Below are 22,674 nucleotides of genomic sequence, written 5' to 3' on the forward strand. Positions count from 1 at the left end.
ACCCATTTTCGCTAAAAATATGCGAGAGGGCAATTCTGACAAGAGTGAGCGGGTTTTACTCCGTATGCCCGGTCCCAGCCTCAGGCGATTATGACACGCCTAGCGCGACCTGCATTATCGCGCGTGGTTCTCCATCCCTGCATGACGTGTCACAGTTGCCAAGCGATCCGCCATTGGCGGTGTCCAGAACAGCCTAACGAGCTTCTGACGTATGTTGGCACGCTGGGCGTAGCGACATTAGCACTCAGCGGCGGGCACGTATTGCTGCATGCAAGTTGTCGTAGAACGAAAAAGGCCGCGGTGTTTCCACCGCGGCCCCTTCGTTCGCTCAGAAATTCCGCAACCCTTACTGGTCGAGGAAGCTCCGCATTTTCCGACTGCGGCTCGGATGCTTCAGCTTGCGCAGCGCCTTCGCCTCGATCTGGCGGATGCGCTCGCGGGTCACGCTGAACTGCTGACCGACTTCCTCGAGCGTGTGATCGGTGTTCATGCCGATGCCGAAGCGCATGCGCAGCACGCGTTCCTCACGCGGGGTGAGGCTCGCCAGCACGCGCGTGACGGTTTCCTTGAGGTTGGCCTGGATCGCGGCATCGACGGGGATGATCGCGTTCTTGTCCTCGATGAAGTCGCCGAGGTGCGAATCCTCCTCGTCGCCGATCGGCGTTTCGAGGCTGATCGGCTCCTTGGCGATCTTCATCACCTTGCGGACCTTCTCGAGCGGCATGGAGAGGCGCTCGGCCATTTCCTCGGGCGTGGGCTCGCGGCCCTGCTCGTGAAGGAACTGGCGGCTGGTGCGGACCAGCTTGTTGATCGTCTCGATCATGTGGACCGGGATGCGGATCGTGCGCGCCTGGTCGGCGATCGAGCGGGTGATCGCCTGGCGGATCCACCAGGTCGCATAGGTGCTGAACTTGTAGCCGCGGCGATACTCGAACTTGTCGACCGCCTTCATCAGGCCAATATTGCCCTCCTGGATGAGATCCAGGAACTGAAGACCGCGGTTCGTGTACTTCTTGGCGATCGAGATCACGAGACGCAGGTTCGCCTCGACCATTTCCTTCTTGGCGATACGCGCCTCGCGCTCGCCCTTCTGGACCATGTTGACGATCCGGCGGAACTCGGTGAGCGCCATGCCGGTCTGCTGCGTGATGTCGGCGATCTCGGCGCGGATGCGTTCGACCGCCTCGCTCTCGTTGGCGACGAACGCGGTCCACTTCTTGTCGACCTTGTTGACCGTCGCCAGCCAGTTCTCGTCGATCTCGTGACCGATATAGCGATCGAGGAAGTCCTTGCGCGGCACCTTGTGGCGCTCGGCGAGGCGCAGCATCTGGCCGCCCAGCGCGGTCAGGCGGCGGTTATAGGCATAGAGCTGATCGACGAGATATTCGATCTTGGCGTTGTGGAACTGGACGCTCTCGACCTCGGCCGTCAGTTCCTCGCGCAGCTTCTGATACTTGCGCTCGTCGGCCGCGGAGAAATCGCCGCCGATGCCCATCGCGTCGACACGGGCTTGCTGGATCTTGCTGAACTTCTTGTAGAGCGCGGTGATGTTGGCGAAGCGCTCGAGCGCGATCGGCTTGAGCTGTTCCTCCATCTGCGCGAGGCTGAGGGTGTTGTCCTCCTCCTCGTCGTCCGACGCGCGCGGGGCGCGGCGCTCGCCGTCCTCATCCTCGTCGGCGGACGGCTCTTCGGGCTCGGCCTCTTCCTTGAACGAGGGACCGGCGTTCTTCTCGCTGATCTCGCCGTCGTCGGCCTCGCCGTCCTCGGTCATCGCCTCGGGGGCGGGGTCCTTCGAGAGCATCGCGTCGAGATCCATGATCTCGCGCAGCTGCATCGTGCCCTCGTTGAGCGCGGTCGACCAGTCGATGATCGCGTTGAAGGTGATCGGCGATTCGCACAGACCCAGGATCATCGTGTCGCGACCCGCCTCGATCCGCTTGGCGATCGCGATCTCGCCCTCGCGGCTGAGCAGTTCGACCGCGCCCATCTCGCGAAGATACATGCGGACCGGATCGTCGGTGCGATCGACGGTCTCCTTCTTCTTCTCGATCGCGGGGCCTGTGTCGGCTTCGGCGTCGGCGGCCTCGGGCTCGTCGTCGTCGTCCTTGGCGGGCTCGGCCTCGCCTTCCTCGCCGGCTTCGTCATTGTCGACGATGTTGATGCCCATCTCGCTCAGCGCGGCGCTGATGTCCTCGATCTGGTCGGACGACATCTCGCCCTGCGGCAAGGCCTCGTTGAGCTGATCATAGGTGATGTAGCCACGCTTCTTGGCGCGCGCGATGACCTTCTTGATCGACGCATCGTTCATGTCGATCAGTGGCGCATCGCCGGTGTCGTTCGTCTCGGCGGGTTCCGCCATGTTCGCCTTAGCCATCAATCGCCCTCGGTACCCAACGCTCGGGCGTCTTCGTTCGACTGTACAAGATTTGCAAGTCGGACTTCCAACGCCTGTTTCTCTCTTACCATTGCCACTTGTCGTTCGAACGCATCTTCGGTGAAGTGCGTCTGCATCGCCGCGGTCGCCTGTTTGAGCGCCGCATCGACCTCGGGACGCGCGACCATGATCGCGATCGCCTCGTCTAGGTCGGCGCGGACGCGGGCGGGATCGGCCGTGGTCTGCGTGAACGAGTAGGGCATCGTATCGGCTCGCAACAGGTCACTCGCGACTGAATTGAAACCGGACCTCGCCAATATGGTGAGCAAGCGGCCGCTATCAAGCTTCTGGTCCTCAAGTGCAACATCCACGACCGCCTCGAACAGCCGGCCGAGCGCGCCGTCGATGAGCTGGAGCGGGCCGAGCACCTCCATGTGGCGGGCGATCTCGACCGGATGGCGGATCAGCCCGGCGAGCACGGCTTTTGCGAGCACGCGGTCGATTCCCGTGGCGAGGAAGGCCTTTGCGTCTTCGGTGACCGGCGCGGAGGGGGGCTTCCACCCGCCCTTGGGGCGTTCGCCGCGGGGGACGAAGGGCGCGCGGACGGGTTTGAAGTGCTTGTAGAAGCGGTCCTTGAACTCGGACTGATATTCCTGCTTCACCGACGGATCGCCGATGCCCTCGGCAAGCTCGTGGAGGCGGCGCTTGAGGCCGGCGCGCTGTTCGGGGGTGTCGAGCGCCTCGGCGGCGACTTCGGACGCCCAGAGGCGGTCGACGAGCGGTTCGGGGGCCTTCAGCAGCGCCTCGAACGCGCCGGGGCCGCCCGCGCGGACGAGATCGTCGGGGTCCTGGCCCTGCGGGAGCGTCACGAAGGCGAGGCTGCGGCCGGGGGCGAGCAGGGGGAGCGCGCGGTGTGCGGCCCTGAGCGCGGCCTTCTGGCCGGCAGAGTCGCCGTCGAAGCAGAGGAGGGGGACGTCGACCATCCGCCACAGCCGTTCGAGCTGTGCCTCGGTCAGCGCGGTGCCGAGCGGGGCGACCGCTTCGCCAAAGCCGGCCTGGGCGAGCGCGATGACGTCCATATAGCCCTCGACCACCAGCACGCGGCCCGACTTGCGCGACGCGGGGGCGGCGCGGTCTAGATTGTAGAGCGTGCGGCCCTTGTCGAAGAGCGGGGTGTCGGGGGAGTTGAGATATTTGGGCTCACCGCCGTCGAGCACGCGCCCGCCGAACGCTATCGTCCGGCCGCGCGGATCGCGGATCGGGATCATCAGCCGGCCGCGGAACCGGTCATACGGGTCCTTGCCCTCGACGTTGATCAGCATGCCCGATTCGACGAGCATCGGGTCGCCGTAGGTCTTCAGCGCGGTCTTGAGCTTGCCGCGGCTGTCGGGCGCGAACCCCATGCCGAATGCGCGTGCGGTCTCGGGGGTGATGCCGCGGCGGTCGAGGAGGGCGCGGGCGTCGTTGCCCGCGAGGCCGTTCAGCTGCTCGACGAACCAGTCGGCGGCGTCGGACATGACCTCGTGCAGGCCCTTGGCGCGTTCGGCCTTGGCGGCGGACTGGCGGTCCATCGCGGGCATGTCGAGCCCGGCGGCCTGGGCGAGTTCCTTGACCGCGTCCATGAACGGCAGGCCGCGCTGGTCGGTCATCCACTTGATCGCGTCGCCATGCGCGGAACAGCCGAAGCAGTGGTAGAAGCCCTTGTCGTCGTTGACGTAGAAGCTGGGCGTCTTCTCGTTATGGAACGGGCAGCAGCCCTTGTGCTCACGCCCGGCCTTGGTGAGCTTGGTGGTCTTGCCGATCAGCGCCGACAGCGACGTACGGCCGCGCAGCTCGTCCAGAAATTGCGGGGTCAGGGCCATGCGCGCGAGTATAGCTCGGTATCACTGTTGGGGTGATACCTGCAATCCGAAGAGGAGAAGAAGCAGGGTTTGTTCGCGCGGAGGCGCGGAGGCGCGGAGGGGGTGCGTCCGGGGCTAATGCTGCGCGTCAGCGCAAATGTCGATCCAGCCTGCCGCTTCGCGGCGATAGTGGTGTTCGCCCGCTCCCGGCGAGCGCAACACCTCCGCGCCTCCGCGCCTCCGCGCGAACAAATCTTCTTAAGACAGCGCCGCCTTAACCAGCCCGCTCGCCTTGCTCATGTCCAGTTCGCTCGCATGGCGGGCTTTCAGTTCGGCCATGACGCGGCCCATGTCCTTCATGCCGGTCGCGCCGAGCTCGTCCTTGATCTTGAGGATCGCGGCCGTCGTTTCCGCCTCGTTCATCTGCGCGGGCAGGAATCGTTCGATCACCGCAACCTCGGCGGCCTCGGCGTCGGCGAGTTCCTGGCGGCCGCCGTTCGAAAACATTTCGATCGACTCGCGGCGCTGCTTGACCATCTTCTGCAGTACTTCGATCACCAGCGCGTCGTCGCTTTCGGGCGCCTTGCCGGTCCGCGCCTCGATGTCGCGGTTCTTGATTGCGGCCTGGATCAACGAGATGGCGTTGCGGCTCTCCTTGTCGCCGGCCTTCATCGCGGTGAGCTGCGCGGCCTTGATGTCGTCGCGAATCATATACGGGTCTTTCAGGCGGTTCGGGATAGCCGGACGCGATAGCGCGTCGAGCCAAGGTTTAACAGATTGACGCTGCGGCACGCCGGCCTTAGCGGACACCACTTAGCGACATCGTCAACGTAAAGAGAGTGCCCAGCCTGATGGCCGACGCCCAGCCTACACCCATGTCTTCGGCAAAGCCCGCCGGCGCGACCGGCGTGCTCGTGCTTGCCAATGGCGACGTGATCTGGGGGCGCGGGTTCGGCGCCGAGGGCGAGGCGGTCGGCGAAGTGTGCTTCCACACCGCGATGACCGGATACCAGGAGGTGCTGACCGATCCGTCCTTCGCCGGGCAGATGATCTGCTTCACGTTCCCGCATATCGGCAATGTCGGCGCGAACCCCGACGATATCGAGGCGGACGACCCGCACGCGCTGGGCATCATCGTCCGCGAGGACGTGACGCAGCCGTCCAGCTTCCGCGCGGTCGAGGGACTCGATGGCTGGATGAAGCGGCATGCGCGGATCGGCCTGTCGGGGATCGACACGCGCGCGCTGACGCGGCGGATCCGCGTCGGCGGCGCGCCCAACGGCGTGATCGCGCATTCGGCGAGCGGCGAGTTCGACGTCGCCGCGCTGCTGGCGATGGCGCGGGGCTGGCCCGGGCTCGAGGGGATGGACCTCGCCAAGGGCGTGTCGACCGAGATGCATTATGGCTGGGGCGATCAGGCGCCGGGCGGCACGTGGCGGCTTGGGTTTGGGTATGGGGAGAGCGGTGCTTCGACTGCGCTCAGCACGAACGGGGAAGGGGATGCGTCGCCCCAATCGTCCGGGTCGAGCGAAGGCGATGCCCCCGTCGCGAGCGCGGCCCGCCCGCATGTCGTCGCGATCGACTATGGCTCGAAGCGCAACATCTTCCGCAACCTCGTCGCCGCCGGCGCGAAGGTGTCCGTCGTGCCCGCCACCGCGAGCTATGACGAGGTGATGGCGCTCGCGCCCGACGGCATCTTCCTGTCGAACGGCCCGGGCGATCCCGCCGCGACCGCCGAATATGCCGTGCCGGTGATCCGCGAGCTGCTCGAGACGGGCAAGCCGCTGTTCGGCATTTGTCTCGGCCACCAGCTGCTCGGCCTCGCGGTCGGCGCGACCACGACCAAGATGTTCCAGGGCCACCGCGGCGCCAACCATCCGGTCAAGCGCCTGTCCGACGGCGCGGTCGAGATCACCAGCATGAACCACGGCTTCTCGGTCGAGCGCGACAGCCTGCCGGCGAACGTCCGCGAGACGCATGTCTCGCTGTTCGACGGGTCGAATGCGGGTCTCGAGCTGACCGACAAGCCGGCGTTTTCGGTGCAGTATCACCCCGAGGCGAGCCCGGGGCCGCAGGACAGCCTGTATCTGTTTGAGCGGTTTGTCTCATCGCTGGGTGATAAATGATATGCTGCTGGCGCTCGTCATTGCGATGCAGGTTGCGACGTCTGGTACGCCAGAAATAGCGCATCCGGATCAAGCCCAGCTTGATGCAATGTCGACTGAATGCCGCACGCCACAAAAGTGGCTGAAGCACGCCGGCGGCGACGAAATTCGCTTCAAGCCCGCGCGAAACGCAAAGTACGAGAAGGTCGATTGTCTTCTCGCACAGCTACGGAAATCTAGGTTTCCGATGAACCTCGGTTTCATTGGAAACGAAGCCCTCCCCGAGAGCGAAAAGAAATAATGCCAAAACGCACCGACATCACCTCGATCCTCGTCATCGGCGCAGGACCCATCGTCATCGGCCAGGCGTGCGAGTTCGATTATTCGGGCACGCAGGCGATCAAGGCGTTGAAGGAGGAGGGTTATCGCATCGTCCTCGTCAATTCGAACCCCGCGACGATCATGACCGATCCCGAGCTGGCCGACGCGACCTATGTCGAGCCGATCACGCCCGCGATCGTCGCCAAGATCATCGAGAAGGAGCGGCCTGACGCGATCCTGCCGACGATGGGCGGGCAGACCGCGCTCAACACCGCGCTCGCGCTGTTCCATGATGGTACGCTCGAGAAGTTCGGCGTGACGATGATCGGCGCGGATGCCGATGCGATCGACATGGCGGAGGACCGGCTGAAGTTCCGCGACGCGATGGACCGGATCGGGCTGGAAAGCGCGCGCTCGGCGATCGCACATACTGTCGAGGAAGCGCTGGAAGGGCTTGAAAAGACGGGGCTTCCGTCGATCATCCGGCCGAGCTTCACGATGGGCGGATCGGGCGGCGGCATCGCGTATAATCGCGAGGAGTTCATCGCGATCGTCCGCAACGGGCTCGACCTGTCGCCGACCACCGAGGTGCTGATCGAGGAATCGCTGCTCGGCTGGAAAGAGTACGAGATGGAGGTGGTGCGCGACCGCAAGGACAACGCGATCATCATCTGCTCGATCGAGAATGTCGATCCGATGGGCGTCCATACCGGCGACTCGATCACGGTCGCGCCGGCGCTGACGCTGACCGACAAGGAATACCAGATCATGCGCAATGCATCGATCGCGGTGCTGCGGGAAATCGGTGTCGAAACAGGCGGTTCGAACGTCCAGTTCGCAGTGAATCCGAAGGATGGCCGGCTGGTCGTCATCGAGATGAACCCGCGGGTGTCGCGCTCGTCGGCGCTGGCGTCGAAGGCGACGGGCTTCCCGATCGCCAAGGTCGCGGCCAAGCTCGCGGTCGGCTACACGCTCGACGAGATCGAGAACGACATCACCGGCGCGACGCCCGCGAGCTTCGAGCCGACGATCGACTATGTCGTCACCAAGATCCCGCGCTTCGCGTTCGAGAAGTTCAAGGGTGCGTCGAGCACGCTCGGCACTGCGATGAAGTCGGTCGGCGAGGTGATGGCGATCGGCCGCAACATCCATGAATCGATGCAGAAGGCGCTGCGCGGGCTCGAGACCGGGCTGTCGGGCTTCAACCAGGTCGACCATCTGGTCGGCGCGCCGCGCGCAGAGATCGAGGCGGCGCTGGCCGTCGCGACCCCCGACCGGCTGCTGGTCGCCGCGCAGGCGTTGCGCGAGGGCTTCAGCGTCGCCGAGGTGCACGCGATCGCCAAGTATGATCCGTGGTTCCTCGAGCGGATCGCCGAGATCATCGCGGCCGAGGCCGAGGTGATGAAGGACGGGCTGCCGATCGACGCGACGGGCATGCGGCGTCTGAAGAGCATGGGGTTCAGCGACAAGCGGCTCGCCTGGCTCGCGCTGCAATCCGCCAATCTGCGCGGCATGAACCGCGGGATCGCGCGCGGGTCGGGGCTGATCCACGAGGTCGTCAAGGCGATGACCGGCGGCGTGACCGAGGAGGAGGTGCGTCAGCATCGCCTGAAGCTCGGCGTGCGGCCGGTGTTCAAGCGGATCGATACCTGTGCGGCGGAATTCGACGCCAAGACGCCGTATATGTACTCGACCTATGAGGCGCCGAGCTTCGGCGAGCCCGAAAACGAGTCCGCGCCGACCGACCGGAAGAAGATCGTCATTCTCGGCGGCGGGCCGAACCGGATCGGGCAGGGGATCGAGTTCGATTATTGCTGCTGCCATGCGTGCTTCGCGCTCGCCGATGCGGGCTATGAGACGATCATGGTCAACTGCAACCCGGAGACCGTGTCGACCGATTACGACACCAGCGACCGGCTGTATTTCGAGCCGCTGACCGCCGAGGACGTGCTCGAGATCCTGCATGTCGAGGCGTCGAAGGGCGAGCTGGTTGGCGTGATCGTGCAGTTTGGCGGGCAGACGCCGCTGAACCTCGCGCGTGCGCTCGAAGCGGCCGGGATCCCGATCCTGGGGACGACGCCCGATGCGATCGATCTGGCGGAGGACCGCGAGCGGTTCGCGGCGCTGATCACCAAGCTGGGTCTGCTCCAGCCTGCCAACGGGCTTGCGCGCAGCCGCGACGAGGCGGTCGCGGCGGCCGAGCGGATCGGCTATCCGGTGCTGATGCGGCCGAGCTATGTGCTCGGTGGCCGCGCGATGGAGATCGTCGACACGCTGGGGCAGCTCGAGCATTACATCGCGACCGCGGTGCAGGTGTCGGGCGACTCGCCGGTGCTGATCGACCAGTATCTGCGCGATGCGATCGAGGTCGATGTCGACGCGATCTGCGACGGGACCGATGTCGTCGTCGCGGGCGTCTTGCAGCATATCGAGGAGGCGGGCGTCCATTCGGGCGATAGCGCCTGCTCGATCCCGCCTTATTCGCTGTCGGCGGAGATCGTCGCCGAGATCGAGCGGCAGACGGTGGCGCTGGCGCACGCGCTGTCGGTCGTCGGGCTGATGAACATCCAGTTCGCGGTGAAGGACGGGCTGGTCTACCTCATCGAGGTCAACCCGCGCGCGTCGCGGACCGTGCCGTTCGTCGCCAAGGCGATCGGCGCGCCGATCGCCAAGATCGCCGCGCGCGTAATGGCGGGCGAGCAGCTGAAGGACCTGCCAAAGATCGACCGGCACATCGATTATTATGCGGTGAAGGAGGCGGTGTTCCCCTTCAACAAGTTCCCCGGCGTCGATCCCGTGCTGTCACCCGAGATGAAGTCTACCGGCGAAGTCATGGGAATTGATCCCGATTTCACGATCGCGTTTGCCAAGGCGCAGCTGGGGGCGGGGACGATCCTGCCGACCAAGGGCAGCGTCTTCGTCAGCGTGAAGGACAGCGACAAGGCGATGATCGTCGAGGCGGTCAAGGCGCTGGTCGACACCGGCTTCTCGATCGTCGCGACCGGGGGCACCGGGGAACATCTCGCCCGCGCCGGCCTGCCGGTGGAAACGGTCAACAAGGTCGCACAGGGGCGGCCGCATATCGTCGACCGGATCAAGGACGGCGACATCGCGCTGATCTTCAACACGACCGAGGGGTGGCAGAGCCTGAAGGACTCGCAGCCGATCCGCGCGTCCGCGCTCGGCCAGCGGATTCCCTACTTCACGACCGCCCCCGCGTCGCTCGAGGCGGCCAAGGCGATCGCGAAGCTTTCGACGCACAGCCTTGAAGTACGGCCCTTGCAATCCTATTATTCGCAGTCGCACAACTGATCCCGACATGAGAGCGTGATGTGTGAGCGGGCCGCGTAACGGCTTGCGTTGGGTAATGAATTGGGGACGAGATATGGCGACCGTCGAAAAGATGCCAATGCTGCAAGAGGGCTATGAGACGCTGTCCGCGGATCTGAAGCGCCTCAAGGCCGAACGCCCGACGATCGTCGATGCGATCGAGGAAGCGCGGGCGCATGGCGACCTGTCGGAAAACGCCGAATATCACGCCGCCAAGGAGCGTCAGGGCCAGGTCGAGGCCTCGATCTCGGACATCGAGGACAAGCTGAGCCGCGCGCAGATCATCGACCCCAAGGAGCTTTCGGGCGACAAGGTCGTGTTCGGCGCGACCGTCACGCTGCTCGACGAGAATGACAAGCCGGTGAAGTACCAGATCGTCGGCCAGACCGAGGCGAACGCCAAGACCGGCCGCATCTCGTACAACTCGCCGCTGGGCCGCGGGCTGATCGGGCGCAAGCTCGACGAAGAGGTCGAGGTCACGGTGCCCGCCGGCGAGCGCTATTACGTCGTCTCCAAGATCGAGTTCATCTAGGCATCATGACATTTTTCGAGACGCGGGCGACGGCGATCATCACGATCGTGACGGTCGTGATCTCGGGGCTTTTGCTGGTGACCGGCGCGCTGCCCTATTGGGTGGTGAATGCGGGCTTCATCCCGCTCCGGCTGACCGAGTTCGGCATGGCGGGCGGTCACGACTTCGCGATCCCCGCCTGGGCGACGCCGCTGACCGCGGCGCTGCTCCATGGCGGCTGGGCGCATCTCGCGCTCAACCTCGTCATGCTGGTCTATTGCGGACAGTTCGTCGAGCGCGCGATCGGTACCGCCCAGATCGTCGTCCTCTACATCGTCGGCGCGTATTTCGCGGCAGCCGGGCAATGGGTGCTCGATCCCCGATCGATCGCACCGATGGTCGGCGCCAGCGGCGCGATCTCGGCGGTCGTGGGCGCCTATGCGCTGCTCTATGGTGAGCGACGCGCGCGCGCGATCGGGCCGGTGCCGGCGGGGGTCGTACACGTGCTATGGCTGGCCGCGGCGTGGATCGGTATCCAGCTGATGATGGGGGTCGCGGGGTTCGGCGCGTCGGTCGGGGCCAATGGCTCGATCGCGGTCGGCGCGCATATCGGCGGGTTTCTAGCGGGGCTGGTGCTCGCGCGGCCGTTGCTGTTGTGGCGGTACCGGACGGCCTGAGGGGCTTGGTGCTGGCGGTTCGCGTGTTGCAGTCGCCTCAAACATTCCCGTCATCCTGACGAAAGTCAGGATCCAGGGTTGCGGGCCGTGTTGCCTGTGGCTCTGGATCCTGACTTTCGTCAGGATGACGGTGGAAAGGATGGCAGCGTTGCGTTCGGATGCCGATGCCATCGGAGGCGTATAGAACGCCTCCGACGAGAAGCGTTCAGCCGCCGACCGTGCCCGTCAGGTTCGGCTCGAGCATGCGATGGAGGTGCACGACAACGAACTTCATCTCGGCATCGTCGACCGTGCGCTGCGCTGCAGCACGCCAGGCCTTTTCGGCGCTGGCATAGTCGGGGAATACGCCGACGAATTCGATCTTGCTGAGGTCGTTGAAATCCAGGGTGCGCGGGTCGCTGACGCGGCCGCCGAATACGAGATGAAGCTTGCTCATGCGCTGCTGTCCTTGGAATGGGGGTTGCAGACGCCCTAGCGTGTTCGACCCGCGCTTTGAACCCTTTGCGGACCGGTCCTTTAGCCGGGGGTCTTTTGCGAAACGGCCTTCGCACCTGCGGTACCCGCGGTGGTCAGCGCCTTGACGATTCCCTCGACGAGACCCTTGGCCTGGCCACGGGCATTGTCCTTGGTAAGGCCGAGCTCGCCGAGCTCCGACTGGCCGGCCGCCTTGGCGGCGGCGGTGGCGGCGATCGCGGTCTCACCGAGACGCTTGCCGAGCGGCGCGAGCAACGACTTCTCACGCGCCGAGCGCGGGATCAGCACACCCGCGAGCGCACCGACGACCAGACCGCCGACGAGAATGCCGAGCGGGTTGGATTCGAGGCTGTTGACGGTGCGACGCGCGGTTTCCTTCGAGGCGTCGAGCGCCTCGGCGGCCTTATCGCCGGCGTCGTGATAGACCTTTGCGGCGGTGTCACGGACGGTATCGAGACCCTCGCGCAGACGATGTTCGGCGTTTTCGATCTTGGTGTGGGCGTCGGTCATGGGACGGTCCTTCTGATTTCCGGCGGCGCCATCGGGACGCGGCCGGGACAATATGGTTGGGGCGCGATCAGCGCCCGCGGCGAAACAGTCCGACGATGCGGTGACGGGCGAGAAACAGTCCCGCCACAGCTGCAGCGCCCGCGGCGGGACCGGGGTTGCGGCGTACCGTCTCGACACTGGCATTGAGCGCGGCGGTGCCGACATCGGCAACGTCGCGGCTCGCGTTGAGCGCCAGCCGACGCGGATTGAGGCGGTCCTGCAACTGCCCGATCGTCATCATGACGCGCTGGCGGGCGAGGGCCGCTTCGATCTCTGCGGCGGCGACTTTGGCGGATGTCATGTGGCGGGCTCGCTTTCGGGCTTGAGCTTCGACTTGCCGACCATCGCGAGCGCGCCGGCAATCGCCAGCACGACAAGGACGACGATGGCCGTCGCCCATCCTGGCCCCACCAGCGTCGCCAGCGTCAAGATCGCACCGACCAGAAGTGCGATCAACGCGGCCAGCGCCAACACCCCGGCAATGGCGAAGAACATCGCCGCCGATTTGTACGCCGTTGCCGTCTCGCCGAACTTTGCCTTGTACACTGCGATTTCCGCGGTCGCGAGCGCGCGCGTCTCGCCGGCCAGACGGCCGACGACCGCGGTCAGGCTTTCCTCACCATCGAGCGCCAAGGGGATGGGATCCGCCAAGACGTCAGTCCTTCGGGTTTGCATCGATGCCCGACTGGACCAGTCGTGCTATGACGAAGCCGAGGGCCGCGGCCGCACCGACCGCGACGGCGGGCGACTTGCGGACGAGCGCAGTGACGTCGTCGACCAGCGCGTCGATATCCTTGGCGCGGACCTGCTCGGCGAAGCCCGAGACGCTGTCGGCGGCGCTGCGGGCATAGCCGCCATATTGCGCGCCGAGCTTGTCATCGACCTGCGCCGCGGCGTCGGTCAGCAACTGTGCGACCTGCTCGAGCGCGGTTCCGGCGCGGGCCTTGCCGTCCTCGGCGAACAGACGCGCCTTGTCGGCGGCCTGCTGGCCATATTTGCTGGCATTGTCCTTGATCACCTGCTTGGCCTCGGTCGCCTTGGTGCCGGTGGTGTCAGCGGCGTCGTCGAGCCGCGTGACGCCGCCCTTCAGCGGCTCTGCGGTGGTGGCAGTGCCGGCGGCGGCGACATCGCCTGTGGTCATCGGCTGTGCGTCGGTATCGGCCATGGTCGTCCCTTTCGAAATGCTACGCCCTCAACACCGGTGCGCAGGCACGGTTCCCCTAGTCGGCCCGATTGCCCGATATGACGCGAGGCGGTAGAGGCAGCGCGAACGTCCCGGGCGATCGACCAGCTTGGGGATTTGTAGGAGCATCGTTACGTGACCGCAATCATCGACATTCACGCCCGCCAGATCCTCGATAGCCGGGGCAATCCGACGATCGAGGTCGACGTCCTGCTCGAGGATGGCAGCTTCGGCCGCGCCGCGGTGCCGTCGGGCGCCTCGACCGGTGCGCACGAGGCGGTCGAGAAGCGCGACGGCGACGCCACGCGCTGGGGCGGCAAGGGCGTCGACAGCGCGGTCGACGCGGTCAATGACGAGATCACCGACACGGTGCTGGGCATGGACGCGGAGGACCAGTCGGACCTCGACCGCGCGATGATCGAGCTCGACGGCACCGAGAACAAGGCACGGCTGGGCGCGAACGCGATCCTGGGCGTCAGCCTGGCCGCGGCCAAGGCCGCCGCCGAAGCGCGCGGCCTGCCGCTGTACCGCTATGTCGGCGGCGTCCAGGCGCACCTGCTGCCGGTGCCGATGATGAACATCATCAATGGCGGCGAGCATGCCGACAACCCGATCGATTTCCAGGAATTCATGATCGTGCCGGTCGGCGCGTCGAACATCCTCGAGGCGGTGCGCTGCGGCTCGGAGATCTTCCACACGCTGAAGAAGGGCCTGAGCGCGAAGGGCCTGTCGACCAGCGTCGGCGACGAGGGCGGTTTCGCGCCGAACATCGGCAGCACGACCGAGGCGCTCGACTTCATCATGTCGAGCATCGAGAAGGCCGGCTACAAGCCCGGCGAGGACGTGATGCTCGCGCTCGATTGCGCCGCGACCGAGTTCTACAAGAACGGCAAGTACGACATTTCGGGCGAGGGGAAGATCCTCGAGAGCGCCGAGATGGCCGAGTATCTGGCCGACCTGACGCGCCGCTATCCGATCTTCTCGATCGAGGACGGCATGGGCGAGGACGACTGGGAGGGCTGGAAGACGCTGACCGACCTGATCGGCGACAAGGTCCAGCTGGTCGGCGACGATCTGTTCGTGACCAACCCGAAGCGGCTGAAGCGCGGGATCGAGGGCGGCTATGCCAATTCGTTGCTGGTGAAGGTCAACCAGATCGGCACGCTGACCGAGACGCTGGAAGCCGTGTCGATGGCACAGCGCGCCAAGTACACCGCGGTGATGTCGCATCGCTCGGGCGAGACCGAGGATTCGACGATCGCCGACCTCGCCGTCGCGACCAATTGCGGGCAGATCAAGACGGGCAGCCTTGCGCGGTCGGACCGGCTCGCCAAGTACAACCAGCTGATCCGGATCGAGGAAGAGCTGGGCGACGCGGCACGCTATGCGGGTCGCGACATCCTGATCGGCGGCTGATAGGCTAAGACCCGGAGGACGGCATGGCGCGCACGACGAGCACGACGAAGAGCACCAAATTGCGGCGGACGATGCGCAAGGCCGCCTGGCCTGCGCTGGGGCTGACGCTGATGGCGTTCTTCGGCGCCTATGCCGTGCTCGGGCCGAACGGGATGTTCGCGTACGGCGACTACAAGCGGCAGCTGGCGAAGCGGGAGCGGGACTATGCCGTGCTCGACCGCAAGCGCGAGGTGCTCAAGAACCGGGTGGCGCTGCTCAACCCGGACCATGCCAATCCGGACATGGTCGACGAGATGGTCCGCAAGGAGCTGAACGTCGCGCACCCGGACGAGGTGATCGTGCCGCTGGGGAACTGACCGGGCCGTCATCCTGGACCTGATCCAGGATCCAGAGCCACGGACGGATCCGCCAGCGGCTCTGGATCCTGACTTTCGTCAGGATGACGGTTGGGGTTACCGGCCGAGGAAGCGCAGCAGGTCCTGCGTGAAGCGGTCGCTTTCGGTGAGCGTCAGCCCGTGCGGGGCGCCGTCATATTCGACCAGCTGCGAACCCGCGATGCCCTTGGCCGCGGCGCGGCCGGTGGCGTCGATCGGGACGGTCTTGTCGGCGGTGCCGTGGACAATCAGCGTCGGCACGCGGAACGCGGCGAGATCGGCGCGGAAGTCAGTATGGCCGAACGACTCGGCACAGGCGAGCGTCGGGCGCAGCCCCGCCTGCATCGCCAGACCCCAGACCCAGTCGACCATCTCGTCGCTGACCGGCGAGGTGATGAACCCGACGCCCAAGAACTGCTGCAGGAAGGTGCGGAAGAAGGCGGGGCGATCCTCCTTGATCCCGGCGCCGATGCTGGCGAGCGTCGCCTCGGGGACACCGTGCGGATTGTCGTCGGTCTTGAGCATATAGGGCACGACCGAGGCGATCAGCCCGGCCGCGATCACGCCCTTGCCGTCGTGGCGGCTCATGTAGCGGGCGACCTCGCCGCCGCCCATCGAGAAGCCGACGAGCGTCGCATCCTCGGTCGCGCCGGTCGCGGCCATGACATCGGCGAGATCGTCGGTCAGCGTATCATAGTCATAGCCCGACCAGGGCTGGCCCGACCGGCCGAAGCCGCGGCGGTCATAGGCAATCGCGCGGAACCCCGCTTCGGCCAGCGCCATCGCCTGCGCATCCCAGCTGTCGGCATTTAATGGCCAGCCATGCGTGAGGATGACGGGCCGTCCGCTGCCCCAGTCCTTGACGTAAATGTCTGTGCCGTCTCGGGTTTTAATGAAGGGCATGTCAATCTCCGGGGTTGTCGCCAAAGTCCTTACGTCAACGGTCCGGGCTATTGGCCGTTCCAACTCTGGCGTCCGCGCGATTCCGCTGGCAGCATTGCGGGCACGCTACGGCGTGAGGGGGGAGATTGATGCGGACGAGGTTCCCGGCGAGGACGGCGGCGCTGCTGCTGGCGCTGGGCAGCTGTACGCCCGACGATCCGCAGACGCGGGACCGCGTCGCCGCCACGCCCGTCACCCCCCCCGTCGCTGCGATCGCGCCCGATGCGTGGACTGCGTTTCGCGACCGGTTCGTCGCGACGTGGTTCGCCCTCGACCCGGCCTTTGCGGTCTATCAGGGGCGGCATGAGCATGATGGCGGGCTGCCCGACTGGAGCGCGCAAGGGCTGGGTCGGCAGGCGGCGTTCCTGCACCGGTCGATCGCGGCGGCGGGGCGGTTCGAGACGGCGACGCTCAGCCCCGAGCAGCGGTTCGAGCGAGACTATCTGGTGATGGTGGCGCGCGACAAGCTGTTCTGGCTCGAGGCGGCGGACGCGCCGCATCGCAATCCGGCCTGGTATGTCGCGGGCGGGCTCGACCCCAATGTCTATGTCGTGCGCGCCTATGCCGACCCGGTCCGGCGGATGCGCGCGCTGATCGCGCTGCTGCGCCGGATCCCGGCGGCGACGCTGCAGATCCAGCAGAACCTCGCGACGCCGATGCCGATCAGCCATGTCGACTATGCCGCCAATGCGTTCCGCGGCTTTGCGTCCTATTACATGGACGATTCGGTCAAGGCGTTCGCCGGGGTCGCGGACGAGGGGCTGCAGCGCGAGCTCGCCGATGCGGCGATGACCGCGTCGGAGGCGATGCGCGACCTGGCGCTCTGGGTCGAGACGCAGCGGCCGGGCGCGACACGGTCGTTCGCGCTGGGGCCCGCGCTGTTCGCGAAGATGCTGCGCGAGACCGAAGGGGTCGACACGCCGATCGCGACGCTCGAGGCGGCGGGGCGGGCCGATCTGGCGCGCAACCAGCGCGCGCTCGCCGCGGCCTGTGCCCGGTTCGCGTTCGGCCTGACGGTCCGCGACTGTCTGGCGCAGGTGAATGCGGACAAGCCGGTCGACGGACCGGTCGCCGAGGCGCGCCGCCAGATCCCGATGCTGCGCGCGTTCATCGTCCGGCACGACTTGCTGACGCTCGCCGGCAGCGAACAGGCGCTGGTCGAGGAGAGCCCGCCCTATAGCCGGCAGAACCTCGCCTATATCGATCCGCCGGGTCCGTTCGATCGCGGTGTGCCGTCGGTCTATTACATCTCGCCCCCCGATCCGCGCTGGACGCCAGCGGTGCGGGATGCGTTCGTGCCGGGCAAGGCAGACCTGCTCTTCACCTCGATCCACGAGGCGATGCCCGGGCATTTCGTCCATTTCCTCCACGCCAATCGCGTGCCGTCGCTGATCGGGCGGGTGTTCGTCGGCTATGGCTATGCCGAGGGCTGGGCGCATTATGCCGAGGAGATGATGTGGGAGGCGGGGCTGGGCGGCGGCCGCGCGGACATCCATATCGGCCAGCTGTCGAACGCGCTGCTGCGCGACTGCCGGTTCCTCGCCGCGATCGGGATGCATGCGCGCGGCATGACCCAGGCCGAGGCGTTCACGCTGTTCGTCGATCAATGTTACCAGGACGAGGGCAATGCGCGGCAACAGGCGCTGCGCGGGACCTATGATCCGGCCTATCTCAACTACACGATGGGCAAGCTGATGATCCGCCGGCTGCGCGAGGACTGGACCGCGGGCCGGGGCGGGCGGCGTGCGTGGAAGGCGTTCCACGACCGGCTGCTGCGCTATGGCGGGCCACCGATCCCGCTGGTCCGGCAGGCGATGCTGGGCGAGGCGAGGCCGATCGCGGCGTTCTGAACGGGAGGCGGCGGCTAGCGCGCCTGCGCGGCCGGCTGAACGTCGCGGGTCTCGTCGATCGGCGGGTTGCGGATCGAGGGTCGCAGGCGCGACACGCTGCACAGGCCCGCGACCAGCGCCATGCCGGCGGCGACCAGCGGCGGTGTCGTGCCCGCGCCGACCCCGATGGCGAGCAGCGCTGCGACCACGGTGGCGCCGGTGGTCTGGCCGACCAGCCGGACCGTCGAGATCAGGCCCCCGGCGGCGGCGGCGCGCTCGCGCGGGGCCGAGCCGATGATCAGCCGCGCATTCGGCGCCATGAACATCCCGAACCCCGAGCCGCAGAGCGCCATCCGCCAGGCGATCGCGAAATAGCTCGGATCGGCGGGCATGAACGCGAGCAGCAGCAGCGCGGCGATCGAGACGGCCATGCCGATGCCGCCGAGCAGCCCGGCGGGATAGCGATCAGACAGCCATCCGGACAGCGGCGCCACGACCATGTTGGCGAGCGGCCAGGGCGCGATCGCGGCACCGACCTCCGCCGCGGAAAAGCCGTAGGCCTGGGTCAGCCGGAACGGCGTCGACAGCAGCAGCGTCATCTGCGCGATGAAGGCGGTGTAGGCGCCGATCGCGGACAGCGCGAGGACGGGGCGCGCGAGCAGGTCGATCGGCAGAATCGGCTTGGTCTCGCCGCGTTCGCGCCGGACGAAGATCCAGCCGATCGCCACCCCTGTCAGCACGATCGCCGCCGAGACGACCGGGCTGTCGCCGTGCACCGCGGTCTCCGACCCGCCGATGACGAGCCCGATCATCGCCGCGCACATGACCGCGCCGAGCACGTCGAACGGTTCGCTCCGCGGGCTTGGATCGGGCAGGGCACGCCCGAGGACCAGGCTGAGGATCGCGAACGGCACCGCGCTGGCAAAGACCCAAGGCCAGGGCGCGACCGCGAGGACCAGCCCGCCCAGCGTCGGCGCGAGCGCCGCCGAACTCGATACCACCACCGAATTGATGCCGAGGCCGCGGCCCAGCTGCTGCGAGGGGTAGATCGAGCGGATCAGCGCGGACGATACGCTGAGCGCGGCTGCCGCGCCGAGCGCCTGGGCGGCGCGGACGACGAGCAGGAAGGGCAGGCTCTTGGCGAAGAAGCAGAGCAGGGTCGCGACGGTGAAGACGAGCTGGCCATATTGATACATGCGCTTCAGCCCGATCCGGTCGCCGAGCCCCGAAAAGGGGAGCAGCGCCATCGCCAGGATCAGCTGATAGACGGTGACGACGGTCACCACCGCACTGCTGTCGACGCCGAGGTCGCGTGCGATCGTCGGCAGCGCGACATTGGCGACGCCGCCGTCGATGATGGTCAGCGCGGTGCCCGCCGAGATGGCGGCGATCGCGAGGAAGCGGCGGGGCTTGGGAAGGCCATCCAAGGCCGTTGTCTGGTCGGACTGCATTGCAGACCGCGATAGACACCGTCATGAATGACGCCAAGCTATTCGGGGAAATGGACGATGCGGGTTCTTACGGCTGCGCTTGCGGCGACGATATTGACGGGCGGCGCCGGCCTTGCGGCGGGCAGTGCGCTCGCCCAAGTCGCACCGATGACGAACACAAAGCCTGCCCCGACCCAAACCCCGGCCGCGGACACCGCCGCCGACCCCTATATCTGGCTCGAGGACAAGGATGGCGCCAAGCCGCTCGCCTGGGTCGAGGCGGAGAATGCCAAGACGCTTCCCCGGTTGCAGAACGATCCGCGCTACAAGAGCTTCTATGCCGAGGCGCTGGCAATCGCGGCGGCGAAGGACCGGATACCGATGCCCGACCAGCGCTTTGGCCGGATCTACAATTTCTGGCGCGATGCCGAGCATCCGCAGGGCATTTGGCGCTGGACGAGCGAGGCGGGCTACGCGCAGGCCGATCCTGCCTGGACGACCGCGCTCGACCTCGATGCGCTGAGTAAGGCCGAGGGCAAGAAATGGGTGTGGAAGGGCGCGACCTGCCTCCAGCCCGACGAGCGGCTGTGCCTCGTCTCGCTGTCCGAGGGCGGCGAGGATGCGGTGTCCTACCGCGAATTCGATCTGCAGACCGGGCAGTTCGTTGCGAACGGCTTTACGCTGTCGACGTCGAAGCAGGGCGCGAGCTGGGTCGACAAGGACACGCTGCTGGTCGCGCGCGACTGGGGTGCGGGGTCGATGACCGCGTCGGGCTATCCGTTCGTCGTCAAGGAGGTGAAGCGCGGCCAGCCGCTGAGCGCCGCGCGCGAGATCTTCCGCGGCGAGGCGTCGGACCAGCTCGGCACCTATGCCAGCGTGATGACCGACGGGCAGGGCAACCGCGTGACGATGATCCAGCGACGCCCGACCTTTTTCGGCGGCGAGAAGCATGTCGTCACGCCGGCCGGGCTGGTGAAGCTCGACGTTCCCGACCGCGTCTTTCCCTCAGGCATGGTCGACGGGCAGGTGATCTTCTCGACCAGCGAGGCTTGGGGGCAGATCCCCGCCGGCGCGATCGCCTCGGCACCGCTCGCCGAGCTGCGCAAGGGCAAGTTCACGCCGACCCTGGTCTTCGCGCCGACCGATCGCCAGTCGGTCGACGGCGTGTCGGTGACGCGCGATCACGTGGTCGCCAGCGTCTATGACAATGTCCGCGGCCGGGCGATGGTGTTCACGCACGGCAAGGGGGGCTGGACGTCGCGCGCGGTCGCGCTGCCCGACAATGCCTCGGTCGACGTCGCGAGCACGACCGATCGCAGCAACGCGCTGTTCGTGCAGGTGACGGGCTTCCTCGCGCCGACGACCTTGTGGACGCTCGATGCGGGGCCTGGCGGCGTGCCCAAGCAGATCAAGGCGCTGCCTGCGAAGTTCGACGCGTCGCGCGACGTCGTCGAGCAGTTCGAGGCGGTCTCGACCGACGGGACGAAGATCCCCTATTTCATCGTCCACCGGAAGGACGTGCCGCTCGACGGGACGACGCCAACGATCATGACCGCCTATGGCGGGTTCGAATCGTCGATGACGCCCTATTATTCGGGGGTGATGGGCAAGCTGTGGCTCGAGCGCGGGGGCAGCTTCGTGCTTGCCAATATCCGCGGCGGCGGTGAGTTCGGACCGAAATGGCATGATGCCGGGCGCAAGACCAAGCGGCAGATCATCTATGACGATTTCGCCGCGGTCGGGCAGGACCTGATCGCGCGCAAGCTGACCAGCCCGGCGACGCTCGGCATCTATGGCGGGTCGAATGGCGGGCTGCTGATGGGGGTCGAATTCAACCAGCATCCCGATCTGTGGAAGGCGGTGACGATCCAGGTGCCGCTGCTCGACATGATCCGTTACGAACAGATCGCCGCGGGTGCGTCCTGGGTCGACGAATATGGGTCGGTGAAGATTCCTGCGGAGAAGGCGTTTCTCGAGACGATCTCGCCCTATCAGAACATCAAGCGCGGCGGGGCTTACCCCGAGCCCTATATCTGGACGACGACCAAGGACGACCGGGTCGGGCCGCAGCATGCGCGCAAGTTCGCCGCGCGGCTGAAGGAATATGGCCTGCCGTATCTGTTCTACGAGGATACCGCGGGCGGGCATTCGGGCGATGCGGACATCGAGCAGGGGGCGCGGATGCAGGCGCTGCAGATGACCTATTTCGCGCAGAAGCTGATGGGGCCGGCGAAGTAGGACTTACGCCTGTTGTTCTCCCGCGAAGGCGGGAGCCCAGGGTTACGGGCGCTGTGGCGGGTAACCCTGGGCCCCCGCCTTCGCGGGGGAACATACGACTGCGGTGAGCGGCCGCCTCAGCGGCAGCGGATCTGGCTGTTGTTCTGCTCGACCGCGCGGCCGGCGAGGCCGCCCGCGGCCGCGCCCAGCAGCGAACCGACGATCCGCGAGCGGCCGCCGTCGATCACGTTGCCGAGGATGCCGCCACCTGCCGCGCCGATGATCAGCCCGGTCGTGCCGTCGTTGCGCTTGCAGTAATAGCGGCCGTCCTGCCCCGCATAGACGCGGTCGTTGGCGGACAGGGTGCGCTCCTGATAATTGGGGCCGACGCGATAGTCGCGAGCCGGGTCGTAATTGCCCTCGTCGCGCTCGTCGGGATAGCCGCCCTCATACCGGTCGGGCGCCTGGCGATAGCCGCCCTGCGGCGCCGGCGGAACATAGCTGCCGCCACGATTGCCGCGCAGCGACTGGTAGCGATCGAATTCCTCGCGGAAGATCTGCAATTCGCTGTCGAGGCGCGCCTGGGCGGCGGCGAAACGGGCGTTGTCGGCACTGGTCTGCGCGACGGCGGGTGCGGCGGCGGACAGGCAGGTCGCGGCGATCATCGTCGCGAGGCCGAGAGAACGCTTCATGATCGAAATCCTTTCACGGTTGGGTGGCACGGGGGGGTGTCCCGGTGAGGTGTCCCGGTAACGGGTGGCGACATCGCGCCGCCACCCGGCTTTCGTCAACGACAGATCTGGACGCGACGATGGTTGCGCCATTCGGTGCGGCAGCGGCGATTGTTGTTCCAGTTGCGGCGGTCATTGTCGCGGCCGCGGAAGCGGCGGCCGTCGTGGCGACCGCGATGGTCGTTGCGGCGATAGTCGCGACGATCGGCACGGTGATCACCTCGATGATCGTTGTCGCGATACTGCTGGCTATGGCCCCGATCGCGCTGGGCTTCGGCGGGCGCGGCCACGCCGAGGCCGAGCGTGGCGAAAGCGAGCCCGGCGGCGATGAGATTCGTAAACTTCATGGGGTGTCCTCTTGCCCGAGATC

Annotated in this window: 21 protein-coding genes; 9 read left to right on the forward strand and 12 right to left on the reverse strand. The window is 66.6% G+C overall.

Going from position 1 to position 22,674, the window contains the following annotated elements; genetic code table 11:
• Positions 1-346: 346 nt before the first annotated feature.
• The 3 genes from rpoD to FHY04_RS03170 form a co-directional block, all read right to left on the reverse strand.
• Complete coding sequence (gene rpoD, locus FHY04_RS03160; RefSeq protein ID WP_183935330.1) at positions 347-2,374, reverse strand: RNA polymerase sigma factor RpoD; 2,028 nt, start codon at positions 2,372-2,374, stop codon at positions 347-349.
• The gene (dnaG, locus tag FHY04_RS03165; protein WP_183935331.1) at positions 2,374-4,236 is read right to left on the reverse strand and encodes a DNA primase; all 1,863 of its coding nucleotides are present in this window, start codon (positions 4,234-4,236) and stop codon (positions 2,374-2,376) included. Before dnaG ends, rpoD begins: the two co-directional genes overlap by 1 nt.
• 237 nt (positions 4,237-4,473) lie before the next feature.
• Positions 4,474-4,926, reverse strand: a complete 453-nt coding sequence (locus FHY04_RS03170; RefSeq protein WP_031440182.1) for a GatB/YqeY domain-containing protein — start codon at positions 4,924-4,926, stop codon at positions 4,474-4,476.
• A gap of 140 nt (positions 4,927-5,066) precedes the next feature.
• On the opposite strand from FHY04_RS03170, the gene carA reads away from it, so the two are divergent.
• The 5 genes from carA (at position 5,067) to FHY04_RS03195 (ending at position 11,159) form a co-directional block, all read left to right on the forward strand.
• Entirely contained in the window at positions 5,067-6,341 is a 1,275-nt protein-coding gene (gene carA, locus FHY04_RS03175; RefSeq protein WP_183935332.1) for a glutamine-hydrolyzing carbamoyl-phosphate synthase small subunit, read from the forward strand.
• Between the two features lies 1 nt (position 6,342).
• Positions 6,343-6,621 carry a hypothetical protein gene (locus tag FHY04_RS03180; protein WP_183935333.1) on the forward strand — a complete coding sequence of 93 codons (279 nt, stop codon included), beginning with the start codon at positions 6,343-6,345 and terminating at the stop codon, positions 6,619-6,621.
• Positions 6,621-9,953, forward strand: a complete 3,333-nt coding sequence (carB, locus tag FHY04_RS03185; protein ID WP_183935334.1) for a carbamoyl-phosphate synthase large subunit — start codon at positions 6,621-6,623, stop codon at positions 9,951-9,953. The genes FHY04_RS03180 and carB overlap by 1 nt, the downstream gene beginning before the upstream one ends.
• A gap of 73 nt (positions 9,954-10,026) precedes the next feature.
• Positions 10,027-10,503 carry a transcription elongation factor GreA gene (gene greA, locus FHY04_RS03190; RefSeq protein WP_031394601.1) on the forward strand — a complete coding sequence of 159 codons (477 nt, stop codon included), beginning with the start codon at positions 10,027-10,029 and terminating at the stop codon, positions 10,501-10,503.
• Between the two features lie 5 nt (positions 10,504-10,508).
• Positions 10,509-11,159 carry a rhomboid family intramembrane serine protease gene (locus tag FHY04_RS03195; RefSeq protein ID WP_183935335.1) on the forward strand — a complete coding sequence of 217 codons (651 nt, stop codon included), beginning with the start codon at positions 10,509-10,511 and terminating at the stop codon, positions 11,157-11,159.
• Positions 11,160-11,364: 205 nt separating this feature from the next.
• Here FHY04_RS03195 and FHY04_RS03200 read toward each other — a convergent pair whose 3' ends face one another.
• The 5 genes from FHY04_RS03200 to FHY04_RS03220 form a co-directional block, all read right to left on the reverse strand.
• Positions 11,365-11,595, reverse strand: coding sequence for a DUF4170 domain-containing protein (locus FHY04_RS03200; protein ID WP_183935336.1), 231 nt, complete (start codon positions 11,593-11,595; stop codon positions 11,365-11,367).
• Between the two features lie 80 nt (positions 11,596-11,675).
• The gene (locus tag FHY04_RS03205; protein ID WP_042466851.1) at positions 11,676-12,143 is read right to left on the reverse strand and encodes a hypothetical protein; all 468 of its coding nucleotides are present in this window, start codon (positions 12,141-12,143) and stop codon (positions 11,676-11,678) included.
• 67 nt (positions 12,144-12,210) lie between these two features.
• Complete coding sequence (locus FHY04_RS03210) at positions 12,211-12,483, reverse strand: hypothetical protein (RefSeq protein ID WP_052149343.1); 273 nt, start codon at positions 12,481-12,483, stop codon at positions 12,211-12,213.
• Positions 12,480-12,833, reverse strand: a complete 354-nt coding sequence (locus tag FHY04_RS03215) for a phage holin family protein (RefSeq protein WP_244650131.1) — start codon at positions 12,831-12,833, stop codon at positions 12,480-12,482. Before FHY04_RS03215 ends, FHY04_RS03210 begins: the two co-directional genes overlap by 4 nt.
• Before the next feature lie 4 nt (positions 12,834-12,837).
• Complete coding sequence (locus FHY04_RS03220; RefSeq protein ID WP_183935338.1) at positions 12,838-13,347, reverse strand: hypothetical protein; 510 nt, start codon at positions 13,345-13,347, stop codon at positions 12,838-12,840.
• 153 nt (positions 13,348-13,500) lie between these two features.
• Here FHY04_RS03220 and eno point away from each other — a divergent pair, with 153 nt between their 5' ends.
• The gene (eno, locus tag FHY04_RS03225; protein ID WP_031393148.1) at positions 13,501-14,781 is read left to right on the forward strand and encodes a phosphopyruvate hydratase; all 1,281 of its coding nucleotides are present in this window, start codon (positions 13,501-13,503) and stop codon (positions 14,779-14,781) included.
• Between the two features lie 23 nt (positions 14,782-14,804).
• Positions 14,805-15,137, forward strand: a complete 333-nt coding sequence (locus tag FHY04_RS03230) for a septum formation initiator family protein (RefSeq protein WP_042466854.1) — start codon at positions 14,805-14,807, stop codon at positions 15,135-15,137.
• A gap of 96 nt (positions 15,138-15,233) precedes the next feature.
• Here the strand turns inward: FHY04_RS03230 and FHY04_RS03235 are convergent, their stop codons facing one another.
• Positions 15,234-16,058 (reverse strand): alpha/beta fold hydrolase, encoded by an 825-nt coding sequence (locus tag FHY04_RS03235; RefSeq protein ID WP_056405548.1) that lies wholly within the window; start codon positions 16,056-16,058, stop codon positions 15,234-15,236.
• Positions 16,059-16,186: 128 nt separating this feature from the next.
• On the opposite strand from FHY04_RS03235, the gene FHY04_RS03240 reads away from it, so the two are divergent.
• On the forward strand, positions 16,187-17,947 hold the full coding sequence (locus tag FHY04_RS03240; RefSeq protein ID WP_183935339.1) for a DUF885 domain-containing protein: 1,761 nt from the start codon (positions 16,187-16,189) through the stop codon (positions 17,945-17,947).
• Positions 17,948-17,961: 14 nt separating this feature from the next.
• On the opposite strand, the gene FHY04_RS03245 is transcribed toward FHY04_RS03240, so the two are convergent.
• Entirely contained in the window at positions 17,962-19,353 is a 1,392-nt protein-coding gene (locus FHY04_RS03245) for an MFS transporter (RefSeq protein ID WP_409349139.1), read from the reverse strand.
• A 171-nt stretch (positions 19,354-19,524) separates the two neighbouring features.
• Here FHY04_RS03245 and FHY04_RS03250 point away from each other — a divergent pair, with 171 nt between their 5' ends.
• Positions 19,525-21,594, forward strand: coding sequence for a prolyl oligopeptidase family serine peptidase (locus FHY04_RS03250; RefSeq protein ID WP_409349143.1), 2,070 nt, complete (start codon positions 19,525-19,527; stop codon positions 21,592-21,594).
• A gap of 116 nt (positions 21,595-21,710) precedes the next feature.
• Here the strand turns inward: FHY04_RS03250 and FHY04_RS03255 are convergent, their stop codons facing one another.
• Positions 21,711-22,265, reverse strand: coding sequence for a glycine zipper 2TM domain-containing protein (locus FHY04_RS03255; RefSeq protein WP_031440853.1), 555 nt, complete (start codon positions 22,263-22,265; stop codon positions 21,711-21,713).
• A gap of 95 nt (positions 22,266-22,360) precedes the next feature.
• A complete protein-coding gene (locus tag FHY04_RS03260; RefSeq protein ID WP_107045143.1) occupies positions 22,361-22,651 on the reverse strand; it encodes a hypothetical protein in 291 nt (96 codons plus the stop codon).
• Between the last annotated feature and the right edge of the window lie 23 nt (positions 22,652-22,674).

It is taken from the genome of Sphingomonas sp. BK481, assembly GCF_014194875.1.
Taxonomy (GTDB): Bacteria; Pseudomonadota; Alphaproteobacteria; order Sphingomonadales; family Sphingomonadaceae; genus Sphingomonas; species Sphingomonas aerolata.

Coding starts and splice junctions, on each gene's coding strand:
- FHY04_RS03200 (WP_183935336.1), bottom strand. CDS start 11,595: ATGAGCAAGCTTCATCTCGTATTCGGCGGCCGCGTCAGCGACCCGCGC.
- FHY04_RS03170 (WP_031440182.1), bottom strand. CDS start 4,926: ATGATTCGCGACGACATCAAGGCCGCGCAGCTCACCGCGATGAAGGCC.
- carA (WP_183935332.1), top strand. CDS start 5,067: ATGGCCGACGCCCAGCCTACACCCATGTCTTCGGCAAAGCCCGCCGGC.
- FHY04_RS03260 (WP_107045143.1), bottom strand. CDS start 22,651: ATGAAGTTTACGAATCTCATCGCCGCCGGGCTCGCTTTCGCCACGCTC.
- greA (WP_031394601.1), top strand. CDS start 10,027: ATGGCGACCGTCGAAAAGATGCCAATGCTGCAAGAGGGCTATGAGACG.
- dnaG (WP_183935331.1), bottom strand. CDS start 4,236: ATGGCCCTGACCCCGCAATTTCTGGACGAGCTGCGCGGCCGTACGTCG.
- FHY04_RS03250 (WP_409349143.1), top strand. CDS start 19,525: ATGACGAACACAAAGCCTGCCCCGACCCAAACCCCGGCCGCGGACACC.
- FHY04_RS03210 (WP_052149343.1), bottom strand. CDS start 12,483: ATGACATCCGCCAAAGTCGCCGCCGCAGAGATCGAAGCGGCCCTCGCC.
- FHY04_RS03220 (WP_183935338.1), bottom strand. CDS start 13,347: ATGGCCGATACCGACGCACAGCCGATGACCACAGGCGATGTCGCCGCC.
- FHY04_RS03255 (WP_031440853.1), bottom strand. CDS start 22,265: ATGAAGCGTTCTCTCGGCCTCGCGACGATGATCGCCGCGACCTGCCTG.
- FHY04_RS03205 (WP_042466851.1), bottom strand. CDS start 12,143: ATGACCGACGCCCACACCAAGATCGAAAACGCCGAACATCGTCTGCGC.
- FHY04_RS03235 (WP_056405548.1), bottom strand. CDS start 16,058: ATGCCCTTCATTAAAACCCGAGACGGCACAGACATTTACGTCAAGGAC.
- FHY04_RS03240 (WP_183935339.1), top strand. CDS start 16,187: ATGCGGACGAGGTTCCCGGCGAGGACGGCGGCGCTGCTGCTGGCGCTG.
- FHY04_RS03230 (WP_042466854.1), top strand. CDS start 14,805: ATGGCGCGCACGACGAGCACGACGAAGAGCACCAAATTGCGGCGGACG.
- rpoD (WP_183935330.1), bottom strand. CDS start 2,374: ATGGCTAAGGCGAACATGGCGGAACCCGCCGAGACGAACGACACCGGC.
- carB (WP_183935334.1), top strand. CDS start 6,621: ATGCCAAAACGCACCGACATCACCTCGATCCTCGTCATCGGCGCAGGA.
- FHY04_RS03180 (WP_183935333.1), top strand. CDS start 6,343: ATGCTGCTGGCGCTCGTCATTGCGATGCAGGTTGCGACGTCTGGTACG.
- FHY04_RS03195 (WP_183935335.1), top strand. CDS start 10,509: ATGACATTTTTCGAGACGCGGGCGACGGCGATCATCACGATCGTGACG.